The sequence below is a fragment of the Aliiroseovarius sp. S253 genome (genome assembly GCF_049800855.1).
Taxonomy (GTDB): domain Bacteria; phylum Pseudomonadota; class Alphaproteobacteria; order Rhodobacterales; family Rhodobacteraceae; genus Aliiroseovarius.
On the sequence record NZ_JBNAFW010000001.1, the window covers coordinates 215,181 to 239,876 of the forward strand.

The window sequence follows — 24,696 nt, forward strand, 5'->3', positions numbered from 1 at the left end:
TCGGTGTTAGCCGACCTTGGCTCGCAAGAACGACTTTCTGGGGTCGTAGCCCCACAAGCTGAGCAGGAAGAAGCCTGCCGTGCAAATAGACACCCACAGAAGCGCGACTGGTTCCAGTTTGAGGTAGAGCGCAAAGCGTATCAGCTCGACCGCGTATGTGAACGGGTTCCAGACCACCACAGCCGCGATGTAAGGCGCGTTTTCCTGCATCTGCCAAAGCGGATAAAGCGCGGTGGACAGGAAGAACATCGGGAAGATGACGAAGTTCATGACGCCGGCGAAGTTCTGAAGTCTGCGGATCATGGCGGACAGGAAAAGCCCCATAGCGCCCAGCATCAACCCGACAACGAACAGGGCAGGCAGCACCGCAAGATAGCCGCTCCATTGCATTCGGATATCGAACACCCAAGCGATGGCCAGAAAAACGACGCATTGCAGGACGGATACAAAGGCACTCGCCAGAAGCTTTGCCAATAGGATCCACCAGCGGGGAACCGGCGCGGTCAGCAAAAGCCTCATTGACCCCATTTCTCGGTCATAGACCATCGAAAGCGAGGACTGCATCGCGTTGAAAAGCACGATCATCGCGCAAAGACCGGGGACGATATACGTCTCGTAGCGGATATAGGTTTCGTATGGGGGGATGATCGACAGACCGAGAGCAGCACGGAACCCTGCGCCGAAAATAAACAGCCAGACCAGTGGTCGGACGAGCGCGGCAAGGAAGCGTTCGCGCTGGTGCAAAAAGCGTAAGAGCTCGCGGATGATGATGGCTTTCAGACAGATCATCATAGCTGAGGTCTTTCGTGGCTTGCATAGTGTCTCGAAAGCTCTTCTGCGCCTCCAAGTTCAGAAAACTTCCCACGACTAGCGATCTGACCTGATTGCAAAACGATCACGTCATCCTCGGGCCAAAGCTCATCCAAAAGGTGGGTAATCCACAGGACCGTCACGCCCTGAGCGCTCATGCCATGCACCGCGTCAACGATGGCTTGCTTGGACGCGGGATCAAGCCCGGTTGTGGGCTCGTCCAGCAGCAGGATCTTGGGGTTGGGCAACAATGCGCGTGCGATCTCAAGCCGGCGACGATGCCCGCCATTCAAGTCACGCACCGAGCTTTTCTCGCGCCCTTCAAGACCGAACTGCGCAAGAAGCTTTTCGATCCGGTCAGCTGGGTTCTTCATCCCGTGCAACCCAGCGAAGTAGCGCAGGTTCTGAGCAACTGAGAGTTCCAAATCCAAGGCGGATTGTTGAAAAACCATGCCGACGTCACGCAACCCCGCGCGTGTTTGTGACATGGATTGCCCCATCACCCGGACGTCACCGCGATCAGGCAGCAAAAGGCCCGCGATCAGGTTGAAGATCGACGATTTCCCGGCCCCATTAGGGCCGAGAAGAGCTGTAAATGACCCTTGATCCAACTGAAGTGAAAACTGAGATAGAACCTTGCGCGGCCCATAGCTCAGATCCACGGTTTCAAGGGTTACTGCATTGGTCATTTAATCTCGATCTGTATCGCCTGGCTTTCGCCGGTGCTGCTCGGAATGCGCAGCTCGTATTTGCCGGGTTTGATCGCGACGAAGCCAATTTCCATGGTACCCGCGTCGTCAAACTCGATCGAGTGTAGCGCGTAGGGGCGGATTTCCAACCCTTCGATGACAACTTCATCCACCCAGATCGCGCGAAAGAAATCATTCCCGGCCAGACCAATTTCGCCCGACCCATCTGCGGTGAACTCGACCTCGTAATATTTGCCGGATTTCAGTTTCCACGGAGCATCAGCAAGGGGTTCGCCGACGGACAGGATAACCTCGGGCAGGTCAACCTTGTTCGAGCCCGACAACAGTCCGGCCATACCCAGACCGTCATCATCGTCATCCGCGAATGCGGTTCCTGCGGCCAGAAGACTGGCAAGGATAATGGCTTTTTTCATTGGGAACTCCTTAATTGGTCGGGCGAGCAACCGCGCCCCAAGGGAAGCGGCCCACTTTGATCGATTTGATGGCTTTATTGGTGGCAAGGTCGATGACGCTGACGTCACCCGACACACCATTGGTCGTGAACAGCTTTGTGCCGTCTGGCGAAAATGCCATGTGCCAGACACGGCGACCCACCAGAACGTAATCAAGCACCTCGTAGGTTGCGGTATCGACCACGGCGACGTGATTGGATGGACCGAGTGCCACATAGGCGAGGCTGTTGTCTGCGTTCAACTCGACCCCAACGGGCTGAACCTTGTCGGGGTGAACGCCGGTGATCTCGAACGCGATCTTGGCGATCTGGCTTTGATCGGACGTGTTGAACACAGCGACCGTACCGCCGATTTCTGAACTGACCCAAAGCTTGGATCCGTCATCGGTGAACTCGGCATGGCGCGGGCGGGCATCGACAAGTGTGTTGGCGTAGATGCTGTTGGTTTCCGTGTCGATCCAGTGCGCCATATTGGTGGTTTCAGACGTTGTGATCGTTGTCTTGCCATCCGGGCTGACCGCCATCCCCTCGGGCTCGACGCCTACGTTGATCTGCGCGATCACGTGATGGGTTTCGGTGTCGACGACGGTGGTCACGGCGTCATCTTCATTGGCGATGTAAAGCAGCTTGCCATTGGGATGCAGCGCGAATTGCTCGGGATCTTCGCCGGATGGCAGATCGTGAATGATTTTACCGGCCTCGACATCAAGCACCTGAACCGAGTCGGAATCCGAAGCGCAGATGTAAAGATACTTGAAGTCGTTCGAGAACAGGATGCCACGCGGCCGTTCGCCGACCTCGTATTCTTTGACGACTTCCAACGTATCAACGTCGATCACGGAAACCGTATCGCTTTTTTCGTTCGAGACCCAGATCTCGTCACTGAAGGCCGTGGCAGGCATCAGGGCGATCAAAGCCGCCAGACAGGTGTTCAATCTCATAGCTCTATTCTCCGAATGCTGTGCATTGGCTTTCAGGTTCGTCAGCGCCAAGGCTGTCCAATTCGTTTTTCGCGTGCAGGAACCCCTCAAGCGGGGCCATCGCGACCAAAGCTGAGGCATGGGTCAGGCCAATAGGTTGACGCATCTGGCCGTTCCAATTGCGGAAGGATAAGGGACGACCCTTGAAACCAGCCAGTTCGATTCCGTCCAAAAGGAACGCGCGGATCCCGTCGATTGGCGCAAAGTTCGTTCTTAGATGGGCCTCGTCCACGGCCCGCAGTGCGGCCCAGGCAGCATAGTCGACGTCTTGCATGGTGCGCCCAGCCAAATCGTGAAAACGACTTTGCAGTTGGGCGGCACCCCATTGTTCATTCACCCGGTTCCAGCCTGTGGCACGCAATCCGTCACCGCCCAGAATGGGGCGCGGGGCCCATGTGTTATAGGCAAGGTATCGGGCGAAATCATTGTGTTCGTCGGCGACAAACAGAACGTCATAGTCGCCGAGCTTTTGCGTCAGCAGGGGCACCTCGGCACCAGCTTGCCTGCGCAAGTCACCGTCCAGCACCCAAGGTTCTTCTGCCGCGATGCTCAGGCCAAATTTGCGCGATGACTTGCGCAACGCATCAGCGAACATGGCATCTTCAGAAGCGGCCCCGGTGACAAGCGCCAACGCGTCCCAGCGTTTTTTCAGCACGAACTGCATCAACGCGTCTGTTCGCATCGCATAGCTTGGCAATGTGTGGAAAAGCGTGGGCTGGCAGTTCTCACCTCGCAAATCGTCGTCATAAGACCGCACGTTGAAAAAGAGCCGCGCTTCGGTTCCGTCAACAAGGCTGGTCATTTCCGAGGCGCTCATATCCAGCAGCACATAGGGCGCGGTGCTTCCCTGCAAAGCCTCACGCGCTGCCTCCAGATCGCCTTCGTCCAGATCGACCGTTTCCATGACGAACTGATATCCCATGAAGCCGCCGGTGGTGTTGTTATCTGCAACAGCCAGATTGGCGCCAGCAAGGCCTAGGTCTTTAGGGATCGGATCAAGATTTGACAAGACAGGGCGATCAGGAGTGGCAATCCTGAGATAAAGCACATTTATGTCGCGCTGATTGTCCGCGGCGCTTGCCGCACTGGCAAGCAACCCGACAAGCAACACGATGACAAGTGATTCCAACAATCGCGCCATCTGATCCTCCCTGCAAAAGCAGTGTCTCTGATTGGTAAACCTTCGAGTAGTTGGACAAAGGTCGAATAGTGCGCTCGCAGCAAGCCAATTAAAAAGTTTCAAAAGCTTGGAGGAGACACAATGAAACTCTCGACACGGATGCTTGTGCCACCGTTCATTCTGGCCGCTGCTGCTGCCTTTGCCCATGGCGACGTTGCCCCTCAGGCCGTCGATACGTCTGCACTTCCCAGCCTGGGAGAAGAATGGCTAGAGGAAAACCCATGGCGGGATCCAGCTGGCGAGAGCTGGCAGACTGCCATCGATATTGGAGCGTCTGGCTACAACCAGAACTGCGCACGCTGTCATGGGTTGGAAGTCGTATCTGGCGGGCTTGCCCCGGACCTGCGTTACTTAAGCGCGGATTGGGACGGCGATGAATGGTATCTTGAGCGGTTCCGCCACGGGATGACACAGAATGGGATCACAAAGATGCCCGCCTTCGGAGATCTTCTGGGACAGGAAGCCGCTTGGGCCATCCGCACCTATGTTGAAACCCGCCCAGATGACGGTGCCTTTGACGACCATCAGACCCGCCTGTCTGCAATCCGCGATGCGCTGAAAGACCGCGCAACCGAAGTCGAAGGTGGTGCTGACGCGTCGTCCCTGAGCGATGAAGTGGCCGCACTTCGGACCGAACTGGCCGACATCAACGCCTCTGCGGAAACTGGTTCCGACGCTCCAGTGGCTGAATCTGCAGTATCCCGCGCAGCACTTGCGCTGGATGGCAGCGCCGGCAGCTTCGCCAAGGCGGCCGAGCTTCTGACCATCGGCCTTTCGGCGGCGAACTGATCGCTTTGCGTCTCGGTATCCATATCGCATTGGTGCTCGGCCTTCTGGCCGGCACCATCGGACATGCGCTGGCAAGATGTGAGGATCTGGCCAAGGGCTATGGTGATGTGATCCCGAAGCGCTCGGACACACGGATCGATGTCGGGCAGGACTTCGATACGATCCTTGAGCGTGGTTTTCTAACCTTTGCTGTCTACGAAGATTTTGCGCCGTTCTCGTGGGAGGACGGCGGCAAACCCAAAGGCATTGATATCGAGATCGCGCGTATCATCGCCGAGGATATCGGTGTCGAGGCCCGTTTCAATTTCGTCGCGGCGGACGAAAATGTAGACGCGGATCTGCGCAATCAGATTTGGAAGGGACCACTGATTGGCGGGCAGGTGTCAAACATCATGATGCATGTTCCCTACAGCAAGGATTTGCAGTGTCGCAACGAGCTGGTGGTCCTGAACGGTCAGTATTTCAACGAGACACTGGCGACCGCCTATCGCATCGATGTGTTCCCCGATGATCCGCCAACCACGCCCTATTATCGTTTCCACAAAGTGGGCGTCGAGAACCACACCATATCGGATTTCTATCTGTCGAATTTCAATGGCGGCATGTTGCTTTCGAACATTCGCCACTATCCTGAACACGAAGATGCCTTCACAGCGATGGGAGCTGGTGAGGTTGATGCCGTCATGGGTGTGAAAAGCATCTTGGAGCATCTGGATCAAAGTGATGACATAGCAGTGGCCACACCGCCGCTTGTAAACTTCGCGCTCAACACATGGACGCTTGGAGTTGCTGTGCGTCATAATTTCCGAGAGCTGTCTTACGCCGCCGATTACGCGATTGCAGATGCGCTTGCGGACGGACGGATCACCGCGATCTTCGAGAAATACGGGGTCAGCCACGCCCCCCCGGATTACTAGGCACTAGCCCAACCGGATCACCGCGCCGTTTTGGCTTTCCAGCCAAACCTTGGTAATGCCCATTGCATTCAGATCCATCGCCTCGATCTTCGCGCGTTGAATAAGCGAAAGCGCGGTTGAATACGCGTCCGCGAGCGCTGAGGTCTGCGCCTGAACCGTGACGGTTTTCCAAACCGGAGCTTTTCCGAATGGATGCACGATATGGGCTTTCCCATTGGCGCGTCGCATCGCGCCCGGCGCGCTGGTTGCAAGCCCCAGATTGCTGAGATCTGTGTGTGTCAAACGTTGGGCATCGCCGTTCTCGATACCCAACCGCCAGTCGCCATCACCGGCTGCGAACTCTCCGAGATTGACCAGATGTGCAGCATGTCCCCGGTGCTGTAAAAGACGAGACAGCTGATCGCTCGCATACCCTTGGGCAATACCATTCAATGTCAGGGCAGTGCCCGGTTGTTTGAACCGGATCAGATCGTGCCTTACATCGACGGTATCAAAACCAGCAGGAGAGATTGGGTGGGTGTGCTTGGCTTGCCAGACTGATTGAACAGTCGGATCAAAGACCCCGTCGGTCGCGGCCCAAACGCATTTGGACTTCTCCAACAGGGTGACCAGATCTTTCGGCGGATTGCGCAGTTCGCCATCCCGGTTTAACCGTGAGATGGCCGAGCTTGGACGGAAGAGGCTGAACACTTGTTCCAGCCGTTCAACCTCGGCTTCAATCGCGGCAAAGCTTCGTTCGTGGTCTGCGCCGCTGTCGTGAAACACCACCGACAGATCGGCCCCAAAGCCACGCCCACGCCACTCGCGTCGGCTTGGCGTGTACCGCGTCAGGGCAAACGCCCCCAGTGCTGCGGCTCCAAGCTTGATAACATTTCTACGTTGCATCATGACGCCCGCGCCCTTTTCTTGTCGGTCACAATCAGGGGCACGCACTTGTTGCGGTCTTCGTAGATATCGACGCAATCCAGGCATCCAAAGCACTCGGAGTAGTCGATCTTACCCGATGGTTTGATAGCCTTGTATTCGCATTTGACTTTGCACAGCTGGCAGGGTGATCCGCAGTCCGCCCGGCGCGCGATCCAAGGGGTCAAGCGCAACCACCCGCCGATTGCCATAAGCGCACCAAGAGGGCAGAGGTAACGGCAATACGCTTTGAACACGACCGCCGACGCAAATAGGCAGATCACAGCGTAGAACACGTAATACCATTCGCGTTGGAAGAAGACCGAGATGGCTGTTTTGAAAGGTTCGACCTCGGCGGCGGTTTCAACGTGTTCCGGGCGATAGAACAAAATCGTGACCAGACCAGCCAGTACAACGTATTTCAGGAGCTTCAAACGTCGGTCCCATGTGCCCGAGATCGTCAGTTGCCGGACGCCCAAACGTTTGGCGACGGCCCCGATGAATTCCTGCATCGCACCGAAGGGGCAAAGCCAGCCGCAAAACAGCGCGCGTCCCCAGATGAAGAACCCGACGATCGCGGCAATCCAGATCAAAAGTGAAAACGGATCGTAGAGCAGAAAGCTTAGGGACTTTCCGGCCAGCGCGGCGGACAGGGTGGCAATCGGTGTCAGGATCGAAAGCTGGCCTTGGCCCCACCAGCCGACGAACCCCAATGTCACGGCAAGTGCACCATAGCGCACCAGTCGGTATTCAGGACGTTTCACGAAACGTCGGTTGAATGCCATGATCGCAAAGATCAGCGCCAAGAACGCTCCCAGTATCAACAAGTCTCCGCGGCGGTTCACCACTGCACTTTCGAACGGAGACAAAGGCTTGGGCGGTGTCAGCACATCAAAGAAACGTTCATCTGCGCGGACTGTCCAACTGAAGCGTGCCTGTCCCATCTCTGGCTGAAGCATCCCGTGTTGACGAACAGCTAGAAGGGTAAGTTGCCAGTCGCGCACAGGATTGAATCCCAGACGACGATCCAGCCGCAGCACCATCGCAATCCCATCAGGTACATCATCGTTTAGGTCGATCAGAAGGTCAGCATCCATGGCGGATACCGGAAACTCGTCTTGGGTCGCCTCGATCCAAGCGGGCGCAGTGTTTCTGACGAAATCCTCTGATACCAAGCCGTGGTCCCCGGCCTCGATCAGCAGCAATGTTTGGTCATCGGGCGAGATTCTTGCCAGCCGCTCCCAATCGCGCAGCATTCGGTTGCCCATAACCGCGCGCGCGACCGAAGGTGCCGTCACGTCCACGATCCAAAGGTCTATGAACGGGTCGCTGTCGGCTGCGTCAGGGTGGGGATCGTCGTTTTGCCATGTTGTGCCTGCAAACTCGGCCCGCACTTCGCCGTGCGTAGCCACCACATGCCGCACCAGCCCTTGTTCAACCAGCTCTTGCCACGTGAAGTCGAGGTCCTGATCAGGCTTCAGAACCACTTTTTCCTGTGGGCGGGCGATGCCCTTCAGCTTCTCGCGGGCGACTTCGCGCGCGGCGGCCATAATGCTTTCATGCGCGATCCTGACCGAGGCCGTCGCCTTGGTCACACCGTCCAGATAGACCAGTGATCCGCCGCCGGATGTCCCATAATTGGTGCCGATGGTGATGGGGGTGTTGATCGAGAGACCGCGGTATTGTTCAAGGAATTGTCGGAAAGGCGCTTCGCCCAGACCAGACACGAAAATGGGTTCGCTTTGATTAAGCAGCTTCACGTCGATGAACCCGCCATCCATATCGAGCACCACCATGATGTTGATCGCAGCCCCTGAAAACCCGGGAAGTGGTGATATGGCTTCGGATTGAATGACGTATCCCCCGCGTGCCCCGCTGCCGTTCAGCAGTTCCCAGACCCCGTCGATATCTGTCGGTTCGCCAAGGCTATAGGGTGCGATCACGGCATCCCGAAGCTCGGCTTCGTCGACCAGGTCGGCAGCCGCCCATTGAACCCCCATTGCAAGAAACAACACTGTTAGAGTGGCGCGAAACAGGCCGTGGATGATGCTGAACTTGGTCACAGCGCGGCGAACTCCACGCCGTTCTGGGGCACATTACGCAGTTCGTAGCATTTTGCCCCAAGCGCCTCGGCCTCGTCCTGAGCATGGGTTACAAGTACCAACGCGCTTCCGGTTTTATCCAAAAACGCGCGTGTAAGCTTCAGCATCTCTTGCCTGAGGCTCTGATCGAGCGAGGTAAATGGTTCGTCAAGCAGCACCAGCGGCGTTGGAGTTAAAAAGCACCGCGCCAGGGCCAAACGCCGCTGTTGCCCGACGGAGAGCTGACGCGGATAGTGATCTGCTTTGTCTTGCAAGCCGACTTGGGAAAGGGCCTCTTGTATGCCGTTTTCGTTCGAATTCGGATGGAAAATCTGAAGATTTTCTCTGGTCGTGCGCCAATCCAGTAGGGTCGGGTTTTGAAACATCAAAGCAATTTCATCGGGAGCTTCGCGCGTGCCCACAAAACGCTTGTCCAGCCCAGCAATAATCCGAAGCAACGTGGTTTTACCCACGCCAGAGGGGCCAAAAATCGCGACCCGCTCACCCTGTTTCAGGTCCAGATGGACGTCTTCCAAAACAGTGTGACCCGCGAAGGACTTGCGGTGAAGGTCAAGCTTCAGCATCGACGCGCCACCTTCCTACCCGCTTTTCACTGGGCTGCATGATCGCAAACTCAATGAACAGGATGCAGATGACGAAGCTGAGGGCATAGGCCAGCACGCCCGTCACATCGAACAGCGAAAACTGAGTGTGAATTTGCCGGCCAATCCCGTTTGGACGGCCCAAAAACTCGACCACCAGTACGATCTTCCAGATGACCGAGAAGCCGGTTCTTGCCGCCGACACGATATGCGGGAACAGCTCGGGGAAAATGATGTGGCGCAGCTTGGTCAGCGGGGACAGCCGATAGACGTTGGCCAGATCACGCAGAGCCGAAGACGAGTTGCGCGCGCCCTCGCGAATGATCGTGGTGGTCATGGGCACTTTGCTGAGCGTGACGGCCAAGACCGCTGCAAATTCGTTTAGACCGACCCAGAGGTAACACAGGACGATCAGGACAAGCGCGGGAATGTTCAGAAAGATGATCAGCCACGGATCAAGCCACGCGTCCAAGCTATCTGATCGGCCCATGGCGTAACCAAAAGCGCCGCCGATTAGCATCGCCAGCCCGAACGCCGCAGCCACGCGCCAAGCCGTGGCAACCAGATTTTCCTGTAGTTTGCCCTGCTGCCACAGCACGCTCATTTCGTGAAAGACTTGCAATGGGGACGGCAAAACCTGCGGATCACCCAACAAGACCGAGAGGCCGTTCCAAAACAAAAGGAACAGCCCCAAGGAAAAAATGCGTATGCTTGTGTTTCGGCGCATTGTCTGCGTCAGCTGCCGATGAACAACCCAGCTGGAAGAGATGTGGCTTTGCCGACAAGATCTTCACCACCAAGTTCGCCCATAAGCTTCAGCATATCCTGAACCGCATCGGTGTCGATCTCGGTTCCGGCGGGGATGCCGGCAATGAACCCGGCCTTAAGCGCCTCGAACTGAGCTTCGTTCTTGGGCTTCATACGCGGGCGGACAACGTCCCAGGCCGCGGCGTCGTTGCGCAGAATGTCCTTGGCTGCGCGCGAGGCGTTATAAAGCGCCTCGGACAGTTTGGGGTCCATTTCGCCGTTTACGATGTAACCCAGAAGGGGTGTCGTCGTGCTTAGACCAAGCGTTTCGGCAGCTTCTTGGACCGAGATGATCTCGACCAGACCTGCGGCCTTGGCTTTCGCCTGGAAGTGCCAGAAGTTGATCACCGCATCGACTTCGCCCGTGAGTGCGGATTTGAACATTAGCGGCGGTGCGCCAAATTCCTGGCTGGTCATGCCCTCAAGATCCAAGCCGCCCGTCTTTTCGGCATAGGCCTTCAGGATGAGCCAACTTTTGTCCAGCGGACCGCCAGCGATACCAACCTTTTTGCCTTGTAGGCCTGCCAGATCAGTGATGCCGCTTTCTGGCTTCACCATGATGCCGCCGACGGCGGTGGAGTAAGGAATGAATTTCAGATCGCGCCCTTCGGCGCGCTGTCGCGCAGCCCACACAACATCCGACACCATCACGTCGATCTCGCCGCCAAGGAAAGCAATGTCAGACGCGTTCCCGCCGCCCATCGGGACGACTTCGAGCGTGAAGCCATTTGCCTCGTCTAGACCGTTATGCTTGATCGTGTCGAGTTCCCAGTTCACCGTGCCAAACGACAAGGCACCAAGTTTGATGACAGGCAGGTCTGCCGCCAAAGCCACCTGTGCGACACAGGCAAATACCGCGCTGAACGCGGCCTTCTTGAATCTAAACATAACAGTCCTCCCTGTTTGTAAGCAGCGTAGGCAAACAGGGGTCGCATCTTCTATACGACCAATTGGCAATACCTTTCAGGCTCACTTTCCGCGAGTTTTTTGGGCGACAGGAATCTGGAGTTTCTGTCGTCTCGGAATGGGAGGACACAATGAAGAAATTACTTTTGGCGACGACAGCGACACTGATCGCTGCAACGGCGTCGATCGCTGGGGTGACCGAAGAGGACATCGCCAACGATCAAACCATCACCACACAGATCGTAAGCAACGGGATGGGGCGTCATCAACAGCGCTACAGCCCATTGGATCAAATCAACAAAGACAATGTGAAGAACCTGGTTCCGGCCTGGGCCTTTTCGATGGGGGGCGAGAAACAGCGCGGGCAAGAATCCCAGCCGCTGATTTATGACGGTGTCATGTATGTGACCGGTTCGTATTCGCGCATGTATGCCATCGACATTAAATCCGGTGAAGAGATCTGGCAGTACGACGCACGTCTGCCCGAAGGTATTCTGCCCTGCTGTGACGTGATCAACCGCGGTGGCGCAATTTATGGCGACAAGATTTATTTCGGTACGCTGGACGCACGGATCGTCGCGCTGGACCTGAAGACAGGTGACGTTGTCTGGAAAGACAAGATCGCAGACTACAAGGCTGGCTATTCCTATACCGCTGCGCCGCTTATCGTGAATGGACTGGTTGTCACCGGCAACTCGGGTGGCGAATTCGGTATCATCGGTGAAGTGCAGGCGCGCGACGCCGAAACTGGCGAAGTGGTCTGGACCCGCCCGGTGATCGAAGGTCACATGGGAACACTGAACGGTGAAGAAAGCACCATGACCGGCGAGCTGAACGCGACTTGGCCTGGTGACCTTTGGAAAACCGGTGGTGGCGCGACCTGGTTGGGTGGCAGCTATGACGCGGACACGGACACGCTGGTCTTCGGCGCGGGCAACCCTGCTCCTTGGAACTCGTGGCTGCGTGGTGCTGGCGACACCAAGGACGGAACTGCCGACAACCTGTATGCCGCGTCGCGGATCGGGATCGACCCGGCCAACGGTGAGATCAAGTGGCACTATCAGACCACCCCGCGCGAAGGCTGGGATTTTGACGGCGTGAACGAAGTGGTTCCGTTTGTCGATGCAGAAGGCAACAAGCGCTATGCAACGGCTGACCGGAACGGGTTCTTCTATGTTCTGAACCGTGAAGACGGCGGGTTTGTTTCGGCATCACCCTTCGTGAAAGACATCAGCTGGGCTGAAGGGATCGACGAAAACGGCCGTCCGATCTTCAACGAAGAAAACCGCCCCGGCAATCCTGCCGATGCGGCTGATGGCGGCAAAGGCGATGTTGTGTTCTCGGTTCCGTCCTTCCTGGGTGGTAAGAACTGGATGCCCATGGCACACAGCCCGGACACTGGCCTGTTCTATGTTCCGTCGAACGAATGGGGCATGGACATCTGGAACGAGCCTGTCAGCTATAAGGAAGGCGCGGCCTATCTTGGTTCCGGCTTTACCATCAAGCCAATCTTTGAGGACTACATTGGTTCCCTTAAGGCGATCGACCCGAATACCGGCGACATCAAATGGGAATACAAGAACGATGCGCCTCTTTGGGCGGGAGTAATGACCACCGCGGGTGGCCTTGTCTTCACCGGCACTCCTGAGGGCTATCTGAAAGCCTTCGACGCCGACACGGGCGAGGAACTTTGGAAGTTCCAAACCGGCTCGGGCATCGTTGGCCAGCCCATCACCTGGGATCAGGACGGCGAACAGTATGTTGCTGTTGCCTCTGGCTGGGGTGGCGCGGTTCCGCTTTGGGGCGGTGAGGTGGCCAAAAAGGTCAACTTCCTGAACCAAGGTGGCTCGGTCTGGGTCTTTAAAGTCCCGACCATTAACTGACCCAAGTCAAACTTTGCAGAGCCCGCGCCTTGTGGGCTCTGCACTTTCGTTATTAGATTAAAGGCGAAAATGAAAATGGCTGAGGTCGTTATGCCGAGTTTCGGTGAAACAAGTGAACTGAGATTGTTGTTGATCGACGATCACCCGTTGTTTTGCGATGCGATGGCTATGACGGTAGGTGAGATTTTCGACGCGCCACTGATCCAGACCGCGGCAACGCTTAAAGAAGCATTGAAGCGTGTCTCTGACACTCCACCTGACCTAATCGTGCTTGATTTGAACCTTCCGGACGTAGACGGCGTTGATGGACTGATCAGGCTGCGCTCGGCTGTGCCTGATGCAAAAATCGTTGTGGTTTCGTCGATGTCGGACAACCGTGTGACCTCAAGCGTTCTTGATTCCGGGGCAGTTGGGTTCGTCCCCAAGGGCAGCCCCCGAGACGAGCTTGTCCGCGCATTCCAGATCGTCGCGGATGGGGAAATCTATACACCCGAAGACTTCGTTGCACCGCAGGGGGATTTCCTGTCGCAGGAAAACCAGGACGTGGTCGAGAAGCTCTCGAGCCTAACACCTCAGCAGTCGGTCATTCTAAATTTGATCTGCGAAGGCAAGCTTAACAAGCAGATCGCCTACGACCTTTCCATCGCCGAAACGACGGTGAAAGCGCACCTAACCGCGATCATGCGCAAGCTTGGCGTTCAAAACCGGACACAAGCTGTATTACTCGCAAAAAAAGTCAGCTATGCTTCGCTTACGGGGGAAACTGGCGAAGGCTAGATTTCCAGGGAGGGGAACTGATTGAGCGAGTCTGACGCGCGTATCGTCGTGACCGTATCGGTCGACTTGTTGGCTGAAACGGACCCGGCTGGAAAGCTGGTCGAGGCATTGGGGGACGACCCTTATGCCTGCATTATCGTTTTGGCCTCGCCTGACGTTGAGCTGGAAGACTTCACCGCAGAACTGCAGACCCATCTGAACGCCCCGCATATCTTGGGCGCACGCACGGCAGGTGAGATATGCGATGAAGGCTATAGCGAGCACCGGATTGTCGCGCTTGGCTTCCCGCAGTCCCACTTTACCGCCAGTGCCCGCATGTTCGAAGCGCTGGACGACGCCGATGAAGTCGCAATTGGTCGCGAGGTTCTTGCGCTGCGCCATAGTGCTCAGGCGCAACGACATGATTTCAAGAATGAGTTCGCGTTTCTTCTGGTGGATGGCCTGTCACGCCGCGAGGACGCATTCGTCCTGAACATCTCGACGGCGCTTGGATCGACCCAATTGTTCGGAGGGTCATCAGGCGACGGATTGCGGTTTGAAAGCGCGCCAGTTTTCTACAACGGACAGGTCCGCAACAAAGCCGCAATCGTACTGGTCGTCCGCAGTAATTGTCGGTTCGAGGTGTTCCGCGAAGACCATTTTGAATCCTCTGAGAAACGCTTGGTCGTGACCGGCGCAATCCCCGAGAAGCGCCTTGTAACCGAGATCAACGCCGAGCCCGCAGCCCCAGAATATGCGCGCATTGTTGGCATTGACCCGAACCAACTGTCGCCCTTCATCTTTGCCTCGCATCCGATCGTAGTTTCTGTGGGCGACCAACACCATGTGCGCGCGATCCAACGAGTCGAAGAGAACGGGCATCTCAGGTTTTTTGCGTCAATTGACGAAGGGATGGTGCTGACGGTTGCAAAAGCCCGGAACATCTCGGAACATTTGAAAGAGGTGCTTGAAAGGCTTTCAAATGAGCGAGAACCAGACCTGATTTTTGCCTGCGACTGCATTCTTAGACGGTTAGAAGCAGAGCAAAAACAAGAAGTTACCAGCATGTCTGCTGAGCTGAAAAAGCACCGTGTCATAGGGTTTTCAACCTATGGCGAACAGCACAATATGCTGCATGTAAACCAAACCCTTACAGGAATAGCGATCTATCCACCTGACCATGAGTGACCCGCATTCGACAGATGGCCTATTGAAGGCAACCGACAGCCTTGAGCGTGAGAACGAGAAGCTCAAGGTCATTGTCGACAAGCTGATGTCACGCGTGGAACGGGCGACCGTCGACAGTGCAAAAGGGTATATGCATTTCGAGCGCGCGATCGCGTTGGAAGGCGAAGTCCAACAACGCACCAGCAAGCTGGAAGAAGCGCTGGACGTGCTTCACGCCACCAACGCACAGCTTGCCACCGCTCAGCGCGAGGCCGAGAAAGCCCGGCAAGATCTGTCGTCAGCGGTTGAAACAATTCAGGAAGGCTTTGCAATTTTTGACGCCAGCGAGACTCTGGTGATGAAAAACTCGCGATTTTCGACCATGTTTTCTGACGTTGTTGGCGAGATCAAGCGCGGCATCAGTTTTGAGAACTACCTGCGCCTGACAGCTGGCAGCGCACATATCGTGCGCCCCGGCGGGATGTCTATTGAAGATTGGGTGAACCGGCGCCTCGAGGTTCACGAAAGCAATTCGGTGAACTTCACGCTCGAGCTGAAGGACGACCTTTGGCTGCAGATCAGCGAGCAGAACACACCAGATGGCGGCACAATTGTCCTGCAAACCGACATCACCGATCACACGCGACTGGAACGAGAAGAACGCGCCAAAATTTTGGATCGGCAAGCCAAGATCGTCAAAGCAACGCTTGAGCATATCGAGCAGGGCGTTTTGATTTTTGACGCGGATCGAAAACTGATCGAGTGGAACGATGCTGCCATCGAAATCTTGAAAATTCATCGCAGACTAGCGCGGGCTGGAATGCGCTTGGCTCGGTTTGAACGGCTTTTTGAGCCCGGCGTGGTGTTTACCCCGGAAAGCCAGCCGCAAGTGGTGTTCGAGTGGGCGTCGATCCACAAAAACCGTGAAATCCTGCGTTGCGAATTGGAGGCCATGAATGGGTTCCAGTATGATGTTGTCGGGCAGGAAATGGCCGATGGATCGTTCCTTGTGTCCTTCAACGACGTCACGAAGCTGCGACAGACCTACAAGGATCTGCATCAGGTCAATGAAACCCTCGAACAGCGTGTTGTCGAAAGAACGGATGAGCTTCGAGCGGCCCGGGATTCTGCAGAACGCGCCAACGCGTCGAAATCGCGATTTGTTGCAGCGGCCAGCCATGACTTGTTGCAGCCGGTGAATGCCGCCAAGCTGTTCATCTCGTCCTTGGAACACACAGATCTTGATCCCAAACAGGGGTCTATTGTCGGGCGGATCTCGCAAAGCTTTCACTCGGTCGAAACGATACTGGGCGCTCTTCTGGACATCTCGAAGCTCGATTCCGGGCAGGCAACGCTAAACATCTCAGAGTTTTCGTTGGCGCAGATCTTCGAGCGCCTGCTGGAAGAGTTTTCAGGTGCGGCTGCCGCGAAGGGACTTGAACTGTCCGTCGTACCCACATCGGTCCATGTGAAATCTGATCCCGTATATCTTCGCCGCATTCTGCAAAACCTCGTCTCAAACGCGATCCGTTACACACAGACTGGCCGCGTATTGGTTGGTGCGCGCCATCGCAACGAAGGTATCGATGTGTATGTCATCGACACTGGCATCGGGATACCTGCTGAAGAGCAAGAGCTGGTCTTCAAGGAATTCCACAGATCCGACCCGAGCCAAGCAAGTGAATCTGCGATGGGGCTGGGGCTTGCGATTGTGGAACGCGCCTGTGTGATGTTGCAGCATGATCTGGAGCTAACCTCGGCTGTTGGTGTGGGCACGTCCATTCGCGTTTCGCTGCCGATTGCAGAACAGCAAGAGCTGGCCATCGAAACAGTGCAGCCCAGCCGGGATATCCCCGCGTCATTAAAGAACGCGCTGATCATGGTGATTGAAAATGACCCGACGGTGCAGGACGCGATGGAGCGGGTGCTTGAGGATTGGGGCGCAGCGCCCTTGATTGCAGCCTCGCAAGAAGAGGCCGAAGCACAGATTGAAGAGCTGGGCATTCTGCCCGATGTCTTCCTGGTGGATTACCATCTGGACGACAACAAGAACGGGCTTGATCTGATTGGAAATCTTCGGGGCAATCACGGTCCGCTGTTGTGTGTGTTGCTGACGGCGAACAGATCGCCCGAACTGGCGCGCGATGCGCTGCAGCAGGGTGTTTTTCTGCGCTATAAACCGCTTGATGTCGAAGACTTGCAAGATCTTATTGGCGGCTTGTTGGCAAGCCGTCCGCATGCTCAGACCTGAGGATCAACCTCCAACAGGATGAAAGAAAAAAAACCCGCCTCGTAGGAGGCGGGTTTCGAGTTCTCGTGACAGCCAGGGAACTGCCACGGCGGGAGTAGTCCTAGAAGAAGCCCAGCTTGTTGGGGTTGTAGCTCATCAAGATGTTTTTGGTCTGCTGATAGTGACCCAGCATCATCTTGTGGTTTTCACGCCCGATACCGGACTGCTTGTAGCCACCAAAGGCCGCATGTGCAGGGTAAGCATGATAGTTGTTCACCCATACGCGACCCGCCTCGATGGCGCGGCCAAAGCGGTAGCAGGTGTTGGCATCACGCGACCAGACACCGGCACCAAGACCGTACATCGTATCATTGGCGATCTGCAGCGCTTCTTCTTCGTCCTTGAAGGTCGTCACCGACACAACCGGGCCAAAGATTTCTTCCTGGAAGACACGCATCTTGTTGTGGCCCTTCAGGATTGTTGGCTGCACATAGTAGCCACCAGAAATGTCCCCGTTGAAACGGGCTGCATCGCCACCGACCAGAACTTCGGCGCCTTCTTCGCGACCGATGGACAGGTAGGACATGATCTTGTCTTGCTGTTCCTTGCTGGCTTGTGCACCGACCATGGTGTCGGCCAGACGCGGGTCACCTTGCTTGATCGCTTTTACGCGCTCGATGCAGCGGGCCATAAACTCTTCATAGATGTCTTCCTGGACAAGCGCACGGCTTGGGCAGGTGCAGACTTCACCTTGGTTGAAGGCAAACAGAACGAAACCTTCGATGGCTTTGTCCAAGAATGCGTCATCTTTGGCCATCACGTCCGAGAAGAAGATGTTGGGGGATTTACCGCCCAGCTCCAACGTTACGGGGATCAGGTTTTCTGTCGCGGCTTGCATGATCACACGGCCAGTTTCAGTCGAACCAGTAAAGGCGATCTTGGCGATGCGGTTAGAACGCGCCAGCGGGGCGCCAACTTCGGCACCGTATCCGTTTACGATGTTCAACACACCATCCGGCAGCAGATCGGCGATGATCTCCATCAGAACCATGATTGCAGCGGGGGTTTGTTCGGCCGGCTTCAGTACGATGCAGTTACCAGCAGCCAGTGCAGGTGCCAGTTTCCACGCTGCCATCAGGATCGAGAAGTTCCACGGAATGATCTGACCCACAACGCCCAGCGGCTCGTGATAGTGATAGGCAACGGTATCGGCATCGATTTCCGACATGGTGCCTTCTTGGCTACGCAGAACACCAGCGAAGTAACGGAAGTGGTCAACTGCCAGCGGGATGTCCGCCGCGGTCGTCTCGCGGATCGGCTTGCCGTTGTCCCATGTTTCTGCCGTCGCGATGATATCGAGGTTCTCTTCGATCCGGTCAGCGATCTTCAAGATAAGATTCGACCGCTCAGTCGCCGAGGTTTTCCCCCAAGCTTCTTTCGCGGCATGTGCAGCGTCCAATGCCAGCTCGACATCTGCAGCGCTTGAACGGGCAACTTCACAAACGACCTCTCCTGAGATCGGCGTGATATTGTCGAAATACTTGCCTTCAACCGGCGGAACAAATTTGCCGCCAATATAGTTGTCGTAGCGGGTCTTGAAGGGCGAGGCGAAAGCGCCTGCCTCTTGAGTCATCTCATTCATAACGTCTCCTCCCAAGATTGGTGAATGAAGTTCAGATGGCGAAATCATGGACCCAGTAAGGGGTTTCGACACCCCCGACTTTGGTCGGACATCCAGGAAGTGGATTGAAAAACGCTTGCGGGTTACTCTGTTTCTGACTTTTGAAACGCCGCCGGTGGCCCGCGGCCAGCAGCTTCAAGTAACTATGTCATGTGGGCGCAGATAGTCAGGAGATACCAATGACCCTGAAGAAGTTTGTACAGACCAGCATTGTGTTGTTGTTTTCCATTGGGGCTGCCCATGGCGACGACCGCGAGATGACGTCAGATGAGTTCGGCACGCATAACCCCGAAGAACTAACGCTTCACGGTGCGTTGGCACGACTCGAACACGGCGAAGCCCACCCGATGGAATACGCCATGGGGTACTTCGCAGCAAAAGCCGGACTGCATGACGAAGCAAAGAAACTGTTCGAAGGGGCCGTGGATGAATACGCAAGCCCGCAGGGTATGACATGGCTGTCGTGGATGGCCGACAATGGTCTGGCGGGGCCCGAAGACCCAGAGGCTGCCGCCGAATGGGATCGCAGGGCTGCCGAAGCCGGTAGCGAGGTCGGCATGTTTAATCACGGCCTGAACCTACTGCGTGGACGTGGTGTCGCTCGCAACGAGGAAGAGGGGCGCCGCATGATCGAATCCGCCGCAGCGATGGGCCAGCCACGCGCGCAACACCTGATCGACAATGACTATGATCTGGAAAGCGTCACGCCAGATGCGGACAGCTGGAAATACAACCCGCTTGCTTTCTAGCCAAGTTCAGCGGACATCAATACAGGATCGCCAGAATGGAAAACTATGCAGACCTGATGTTTCGCGGGCAAGTTGCCGAGATTCAGAAGGCCGAAGGGTGTCACGGCATTCACAAGGCCAATTATCAGCGGCGCACTCAGGCAGCGCTTAGCGATGACGACATGGCCTTCATCCAAACGCGTCAAAGCTTCTATATCGCCAGCGTGAACCCCGATGGATGGCCCTATATCCAGCATCGTGGTGGCCCGGCCGGATTCCTGAAAGTGCTCGGCCCGACCCGGATTGCCTGTCTTGATTATGTTGGCAACCGACAGTTCATTACCATGGGACATGTTGCAGAAGATCCGCGTGTCTCGTTGTTTTTGATGGACTACATGCGTCGTGGGCGCATGAAGCTGCAAGGGAACGCAACGCTGGTACGGCTCGCAGATGCTGATCCGGCGGTTCTGAAGCAGTTTCCAACCGAAGGAACGCCGGCTGAACGGTTGTTGGTCATCGATATTGCCGCAATGGATTGGAACTGTCCAAAATACATCCCGACCTTTGTGCCTGTCGATGTTGCGAATGCCGCAACCGAGAGCTATGCAGCCGAACTTCAGGCAGAAAACGACGCGTTGAAAGCTGAATTGGCGGCCCTAAAGGCAAGCCGCTAATAGCCTAGATCCACCCTCAGACTACAGCGCCTCTACGACTAAAGTCGTAGAGAGATAGCTTTGTTTTGTTGACATGCGTCAAACGGGCCGCAGGCGCTGCATTCTATGGTCGGGCATCAAATCGGAGGTTCCAATGAAACATCTCGCCCGCACTTTCAGCTTTGTATGCCTTGCAGTTTGCGCATCCCCCGCCTTGGCTGAAACCACTTTCGAAAAGATCAAGATTGAAGCTGGCGAAAAGCTGTTCAATTCGGAATGTCGCAAGTGTCATGCCGCAGATGCTTCGGGTCCCAGCTATGGCCCGCCGCTTGAGAATATCGTTGGACGTGGCGCTGGTATGGTTCAGGATTATGACTATTCGACCAGTCTAGAAGCCTCGGGCATCGTTTGGACACCCGCCGCGTTGCGCGCTTGGATGGAAGACAATGACGGCTTCATGCCCGGTACGAAGATGCGCCATGTCGGCATCGAAGACCGCACGGTACAAGATTTTATCATTGCCTATCTGTCGAGCATCACCACTCAGGACAACGCGGCGATTTCTGAATAACCTTTTAGCGCCATTGCGTTTAGACTTTAGTCGCATACTGCCAATCTAAGTTTCCAACTACGCTGTCTCCACAAACAAGGAGCCATGCGATGGTGGACGAAGTAGAAAAAGTTGTCGTAACCGAAGCCGCGTTGGCGCTGCTAGACGAAATTCGCGCCGAGCACGGGAATGTTGTGTTCAAGATCTCAGCCGGGTGCTGTGATGGCACCGGGCCCATGTGTTTCCGCGAAGCTGACGTCATGATTGGTTCGAATGACATCAAGCTGGGCGATGCGGACAATGCCGGTATCTGGGCAACCCCATCCATCGCGGATCTCTGGAAGAACTCGCAGATGATCCTTGATGCAGGGCCTGGAACCGGCGCGGGCTTTAGCCTCGACAATGGCCGAACGACTCACTTCCTGACCCGCTCGCGCATCATATCCTAGAATGAGCAACCGAGCCCGAGAGGGATGGGGTTCTACGTTCCGTCCTCTTCAGCACTGATCCCTTGTCAGTATCTTTCAAGAGTGCGTTGCTGTTCCGGAATGTCAGCATCTGCAACAACGGTCGAACATCGAATGTTCTGCCGTGGTTGTTGAAGGGTATTCGCGAATTCTGGCTGCGTAATTTCTTGAAGATAAGTGAAGATTTGTGAGCGGGGAAACCCGCCTTATGCGCCCGTACAAGCCGCTTCCAAATCGTGCGGGTTCGACCGGTCTGACCGTTGCGCGCGCATGCTCACAGCCCCGGGTTTCGACGATTGCGACCAGATTCTCAATCTGGTGCAGATCGCCTTAAAGGGGCTGATCAGGCACCTAGCTTAACCGCAGTGCTTTGACACCAGCGCGCCGAACCTTTTGTACTTCTGCCAGAACTTCTCGTCCGAGCTGCGGTCGGACTGACGTGTCGACTGGCTTTTGTGCGGGTCGCTAAAGAACTTGGCAACCTTCGTGCGTTCGCCGCCTGTCAAAGATGCGTTGGCCACTTTTTGAATGCAGCCGCACAGACTGCGCGTTGCATTCGGGCGATCCGCCTTCAAGCAGGCACGCTCAATTGTGCCGCCTGCCAATGCCGACTGACCGGGCATCATGGCTGCCGTCAGGGTTGCCGCAAGAACCACTCGTTTCATTCCATCACCTTACTAAATCTGCCTGTTCGGGTCTGTCGCCCGATTTGCTCTCAGAATATCGACAGAATGCACGGGATGCAATTTCCCCCCGACTTCAAATCTCGGTGATTGCGACGTCTGGGCGCAGCTGCAGGGTATCTTCAAGATGGCAAAGGTCGGTTGCAGGGGTCATGACCGCCGCGCTTGCCGCCGCAACGCCCCAGATCAGAGCGTCTTTCCAGTCCTCGCCCCGTGCCCGCGAAAGCGTGAAAGCGCCGACAAAGCTGTCCCCCGCGCCGATTTTGCTTTGCACCGGAACCAATGGGGTTTTCGCGTGCAGAACTTTGTCATCGGCCGCCATTACGGATCCATCCGCGCCTCGTGCCAGTACCACGCATTTTGCCGTGCCTTGCGCCACCAGAGCCTTCGCGAACTGCGCTGCATCGCGGATCGAGGGTAATGGCTGCCCCGCCAACGCCTCGCTTTCTTGGGCGTCAAGGCGCAGAACGTCCGGTGCCGTTGTCTTATCTTCCAGCAGCGAAAACAGGGCCGGGCCCGAGGTGTCCAGAGTGACTAATGCGCCTTTCCTGCGCGCCAAATCCGCCAGATCCGATGGAAAGGATGCAGGGAATCCAGGGGGCTGCGAGCCGGACAGAACCAGATGCATTCCGGGCATTGCCGTGCCCTCTAGCTGTTGGCACAGCTCGGAAATGCAAGCAGGGGTCCACACCGGGCCGGGCATGACAAACCTAAGTTGGCTGTCGTCGCTGCGATCTTTTACCACAAAAGACAGCCGGATTTCGCCTTCCATCTGGAAAATACGATGGGGCACCTGCTCTTGATACAGTAAGGCCGAAAGCTGCTGTCCACGAAATCCAGCCAGTGCCACGAATGCTTCGGCCCGCCCGCCGATCTGGCGAATGGCCCGGGCCACGTTGATACCTCCTCCACCCGGGTCCAGCACGGGCGCTTCGCAGCGCAGCTTTTCTTCCCGCCGGACAGCATCGACACTGGTCGACATGTCCAAGGCGGGGTTCAGGGTGATGGTCAAAATGTCAGATTGTTGGTCGGTCATGTGTCTCTGGCCTGTCTCAACCAAAGACTAGGCCGAGAACACGCCCGCGACAACGCCCCCTTCGTGTTACGCCGCGCGCGACGTCATTGAACGGGTGACCACATCCTGTGCAACAACAGCTGGGCTGACATCGGCATCTTTCGCGCTTGTCAGGATGTCGCCCATGGTTTTGTCCAGTGCACGCAACTTGTCGTCCACCCAGTCAACCTGATTCTCGACCCCAAGAATCTCGGTCGCCGCATTGATAATGCCGCCTCCGTTCGCAACATAGTCGGGCGCATAAAGGATGTCTCGACCATGCAGAAGCTCGGCATCTTGGGGCGTGGCCAACTGGTTGTTGGCACCTCCTGCCACGGCCTTCACCTTCAGCATCGGGATCGTGTTGGCATTCAGAATGCCGCCAATTGCACAGGGCGTGAAAATGTCGGCTTCGACAGAGTAGATTTCATCCAGCGAAACGGGTTTCGCTCCCAGCAATGTCGCGGCAGCCTTCACGCGGGCGGGATCAATATCGGTGACGATCAGCTCGGCACCGGCCGCTTTCAGGCGATGACAGAGGTTCCACCCCACGTGACCCAATCCCTGAACCGAAATCACACGCCCCTTCAATGACGTATCGCCAAGCGCATGCCCTGACACCTGACGGATCGCGTTAAAGATACCACGAGCGGTGATCGGCGAGGGGTCGCCCGATGCGAACTTGCCGTCTGCCAGGCCCGCGACATAGTGAGATTCCTTCGCCACTTCGGCCATGTCTGCGGGCGTCATGCCCATGTCTTCGGCCGTCCAGTATCGGCCCTCGCAAGCCTCAACCGCCTTGCCGAATGCGCGCAGCAGTTCGGGTGTCTTCAGCGTTGTAGGGTCGCCCATGATGACCGATTTTCCGCCGCCCAAAGGCAGCCCCGCCGCCGCGTTCTTATAGGTCATGCCCTCTGACAAACGCAGCGCGTCCGTCAGAGCCTCGTCTTCAGACCCATAGGGCTTCATCCGCAATCCGCCCGCCGCCGGGCCAAGCACGGTCGAGTGGATGGCGATAAACCCGACCAAGCCAAACTCGGCCGCTTCGACGCGGTAAACGCCTTCATGCGTGTGTGATGCCACTTGTGTGATGTTCATGGTGTCCTCCCTGTTCTTAACAGGCTAACAACGTGACTTAGGGGAATTTCACTAAAATCAGGCGTCGACTCGTGAAATGTTAGAGATTATCTAATGTCAAAGACGCCAAGACGAGAGAAACCCAATGGACGCCATCGACCGCCGTATCATCGCCGCCCTGCAAGAGAACGGACGCCAGAAGCTCGGCGACCTCGCCAGTGCTGTCGGCCTGTCCCCGACCCCCTGCGCCCGCCGCATCACCGCACTGGAAGAGGCCGGCGTCATCACCGGCTATGGCGCCCGCGTCGATCAAGCCAAACTTGGCCTGCCTGTGACCGTCTTCATCTCGGTCGAATTGGAAAGCCAGATGGGCGAGGCCGTCACCAAATTCGAGCGCGCGGTATCGCGTATGGACGAGGTGATGGAATGCCACCTGATGAGCGGAAACCGAGATATCCTTCTGCGCGTCGCCGTCGCCGACCTGACTGCGTTTGACCACTTCATGGAAGAGAAACTGATGCGCGTGGACGGCATCGCAAGAATGCGCTCGAGCTTCACTTTGCGGACTATGGTGAAGCGGAATGTTCTGCCGGTGGAGTAAGGGATGCATCGAAGTCCTTGACGGCCCTTT

General features: G+C 56.3%; 25 protein-coding genes. 11 read left to right on the forward strand and 14 right to left on the reverse strand.

Annotated features, from left to right (window positions below; genetic code table 11):
• Positions 1-6: 6 nt before the first annotated feature.
• Genes ACP15F_RS01100 through ACP15F_RS01120 form a run of 5 tightly spaced genes read right to left on the reverse strand, consistent with a single transcriptional unit; the run spans position 7 to position 4,092 of the window.
• Positions 7-792, reverse strand: coding sequence for an ABC transporter permease (locus tag ACP15F_RS01100; RefSeq protein ID WP_424939009.1), 786 nt, complete (start codon positions 790-792; stop codon positions 7-9).
• Complete coding sequence (locus ACP15F_RS01105) at positions 789-1,499, reverse strand: ATP-binding cassette domain-containing protein (protein ID WP_424939010.1); 711 nt, start codon at positions 1,497-1,499, stop codon at positions 789-791. Before ACP15F_RS01105 ends, ACP15F_RS01100 begins: the two co-directional genes overlap by 4 nt.
• Positions 1,496-1,933, reverse strand: a complete 438-nt coding sequence (locus tag ACP15F_RS01110) for a hypothetical protein (RefSeq protein ID WP_424939011.1) — start codon at positions 1,931-1,933, stop codon at positions 1,496-1,498. The genes ACP15F_RS01105 and ACP15F_RS01110 overlap by 4 nt, the downstream gene beginning before the upstream one ends.
• A gap of 10 nt (positions 1,934-1,943) precedes the next feature.
• Positions 1,944-2,912 carry a YVTN family beta-propeller repeat protein gene (locus tag ACP15F_RS01115; protein WP_424939012.1) on the reverse strand — a complete coding sequence of 323 codons (969 nt, stop codon included), beginning with the start codon at positions 2,910-2,912 and terminating at the stop codon, positions 1,944-1,946.
• Positions 2,913-2,916: 4 nt separating this feature from the next.
• Positions 2,917-4,092 (reverse strand): ABC transporter substrate-binding protein, encoded by a 1,176-nt coding sequence (locus ACP15F_RS01120; RefSeq protein ID WP_424939013.1) that lies wholly within the window; start codon positions 4,090-4,092, stop codon positions 2,917-2,919.
• 120 nt (positions 4,093-4,212) lie between these two features.
• Between ACP15F_RS01120 and pedF the strand changes: the two genes are divergently transcribed.
• Entirely contained in the window at positions 4,213-4,920 is a 708-nt protein-coding gene (pedF, locus tag ACP15F_RS01125; RefSeq protein WP_424939014.1) for a cytochrome c-550 PedF, read from the forward strand.
• 5 nt (positions 4,921-4,925) lie between these two features.
• Positions 4,926-5,837 (forward strand): substrate-binding periplasmic protein, encoded by a 912-nt coding sequence (locus ACP15F_RS01130; protein ID WP_424939015.1) that lies wholly within the window; start codon positions 4,926-4,928, stop codon positions 5,835-5,837.
• A 3-nt stretch (positions 5,838-5,840) separates the two neighbouring features.
• Here the strand turns inward: ACP15F_RS01130 and ACP15F_RS01135 are convergent, their stop codons facing one another.
• The 5 genes from ACP15F_RS01135 to ACP15F_RS01155 all read right to left on the reverse strand — a co-directional run bounded on the left by ACP15F_RS01135 (position 5,841) and on the right by ACP15F_RS01155 (position 11,118).
• Positions 5,841-6,725: an FAD:protein FMN transferase gene (locus ACP15F_RS01135; RefSeq protein ID WP_424939016.1), complete on the reverse strand. Its 885-nt coding sequence runs from the start codon at positions 6,723-6,725 to the stop codon at positions 5,841-5,843.
• Positions 6,722-8,803, reverse strand: coding sequence for a 4Fe-4S binding protein (locus ACP15F_RS01140; RefSeq protein ID WP_424939017.1), 2,082 nt, complete (start codon positions 8,801-8,803; stop codon positions 6,722-6,724). Before ACP15F_RS01140 ends, ACP15F_RS01135 begins: the two co-directional genes overlap by 4 nt.
• The gene (locus ACP15F_RS01145; protein WP_424939018.1) at positions 8,800-9,405 is read right to left on the reverse strand and encodes an ATP-binding cassette domain-containing protein; all 606 of its coding nucleotides are present in this window, start codon (positions 9,403-9,405) and stop codon (positions 8,800-8,802) included. Before ACP15F_RS01145 ends, ACP15F_RS01140 begins: the two co-directional genes overlap by 4 nt.
• Complete coding sequence (locus ACP15F_RS01150) at positions 9,392-10,027, reverse strand: ABC transporter permease (RefSeq protein WP_424939019.1); 636 nt, start codon at positions 10,025-10,027, stop codon at positions 9,392-9,394. Before ACP15F_RS01150 ends, ACP15F_RS01145 begins: the two co-directional genes overlap by 14 nt.
• A gap of 131 nt (positions 10,028-10,158) precedes the next feature.
• Positions 10,159-11,118: an ABC transporter substrate-binding protein gene (locus ACP15F_RS01155; protein WP_424939020.1), complete on the reverse strand. Its 960-nt coding sequence runs from the start codon at positions 11,116-11,118 to the stop codon at positions 10,159-10,161.
• Between the two features lie 149 nt (positions 11,119-11,267).
• On the opposite strand from ACP15F_RS01155, the gene ACP15F_RS01160 reads away from it, so the two are divergent.
• The 4 genes from ACP15F_RS01160 to ACP15F_RS01175 all read left to right on the forward strand — a co-directional run bounded on the left by ACP15F_RS01160 (position 11,268) and on the right by ACP15F_RS01175 (position 17,193).
• Entirely contained in the window at positions 11,268-13,019 is a 1,752-nt protein-coding gene (locus ACP15F_RS01160) for a PQQ-dependent methanol/ethanol family dehydrogenase (RefSeq protein ID WP_424939021.1), read from the forward strand.
• Between the two features lie 75 nt (positions 13,020-13,094).
• Entirely contained in the window at positions 13,095-13,796 is a 702-nt protein-coding gene (locus tag ACP15F_RS01165) for a LuxR C-terminal-related transcriptional regulator (RefSeq protein WP_424939022.1), read from the forward strand.
• A 21-nt stretch (positions 13,797-13,817) separates the two neighbouring features.
• Positions 13,818-14,963 carry an FIST N-terminal domain-containing protein gene (locus tag ACP15F_RS01170; protein WP_424939023.1) on the forward strand — a complete coding sequence of 382 codons (1,146 nt, stop codon included), beginning with the start codon at positions 13,818-13,820 and terminating at the stop codon, positions 14,961-14,963.
• Positions 14,956-17,193 carry a PAS-domain containing protein gene (locus tag ACP15F_RS01175; RefSeq protein WP_424939024.1) on the forward strand — a complete coding sequence of 746 codons (2,238 nt, stop codon included), beginning with the start codon at positions 14,956-14,958 and terminating at the stop codon, positions 17,191-17,193. The genes ACP15F_RS01170 and ACP15F_RS01175 overlap by 8 nt, the downstream gene beginning before the upstream one ends.
• Positions 17,194-17,293: 100 nt before the next feature.
• Here the strand turns inward: ACP15F_RS01175 and adh are convergent, their stop codons facing one another.
• Positions 17,294-18,814, reverse strand: coding sequence for an aldehyde dehydrogenase (adh, locus tag ACP15F_RS01180; RefSeq protein WP_424939025.1), 1,521 nt, complete (start codon positions 18,812-18,814; stop codon positions 17,294-17,296).
• Positions 18,815-19,032: 218 nt separating this feature from the next.
• Here adh and ACP15F_RS01185 point away from each other — a divergent pair, with 218 nt between their 5' ends.
• The 4 genes from ACP15F_RS01185 to ACP15F_RS01200 all read left to right on the forward strand — a co-directional run bounded on the left by ACP15F_RS01185 (position 19,033) and on the right by ACP15F_RS01200 (position 21,233).
• A complete protein-coding gene (locus tag ACP15F_RS01185) occupies positions 19,033-19,602 on the forward strand; it encodes a tetratricopeptide repeat protein (RefSeq protein WP_424939026.1) in 570 nt (189 codons plus the stop codon).
• A 35-nt stretch (positions 19,603-19,637) separates the two neighbouring features.
• Entirely contained in the window at positions 19,638-20,255 is a 618-nt protein-coding gene (locus ACP15F_RS01190; protein ID WP_424939027.1) for a pyridoxamine 5'-phosphate oxidase family protein, read from the forward strand.
• A gap of 133 nt (positions 20,256-20,388) precedes the next feature.
• Positions 20,389-20,805 (forward strand): c-type cytochrome, encoded by a 417-nt coding sequence (locus ACP15F_RS01195; protein ID WP_424939028.1) that lies wholly within the window; start codon positions 20,389-20,391, stop codon positions 20,803-20,805.
• Positions 20,806-20,894: 89 nt separating this feature from the next.
• Positions 20,895-21,233: a DUF779 domain-containing protein gene (locus tag ACP15F_RS01200; protein WP_424939029.1), complete on the forward strand. Its 339-nt coding sequence runs from the start codon at positions 20,895-20,897 to the stop codon at positions 21,231-21,233.
• A 374-nt stretch (positions 21,234-21,607) separates the two neighbouring features.
• Here the strand turns inward: ACP15F_RS01200 and ACP15F_RS01205 are convergent, their stop codons facing one another.
• The 3 genes from ACP15F_RS01205 to ACP15F_RS01215 form a co-directional block, all read right to left on the reverse strand.
• On the reverse strand, positions 21,608-21,916 hold the full coding sequence (locus ACP15F_RS01205) for a hypothetical protein (protein WP_424939030.1): 309 nt from the start codon (positions 21,914-21,916) through the stop codon (positions 21,608-21,610).
• Between the two features lie 94 nt (positions 21,917-22,010).
• A complete protein-coding gene (locus tag ACP15F_RS01210; protein ID WP_424939031.1) occupies positions 22,011-22,970 on the reverse strand; it encodes a 1-phosphofructokinase family hexose kinase in 960 nt (319 codons plus the stop codon).
• Between the two features lie 66 nt (positions 22,971-23,036).
• On the reverse strand, positions 23,037-24,086 hold the full coding sequence (locus ACP15F_RS01215; RefSeq protein WP_424939032.1) for a Glu/Leu/Phe/Val family dehydrogenase: 1,050 nt from the start codon (positions 24,084-24,086) through the stop codon (positions 23,037-23,039).
• A gap of 124 nt (positions 24,087-24,210) precedes the next feature.
• Between ACP15F_RS01215 and ACP15F_RS01220 the strand changes: the two genes are divergently transcribed.
• Positions 24,211-24,666 (forward strand): Lrp/AsnC family transcriptional regulator, encoded by a 456-nt coding sequence (locus tag ACP15F_RS01220; RefSeq protein WP_424939033.1) that lies wholly within the window; start codon positions 24,211-24,213, stop codon positions 24,664-24,666.
• Positions 24,667-24,696: the final 30 nt, after the last annotated feature.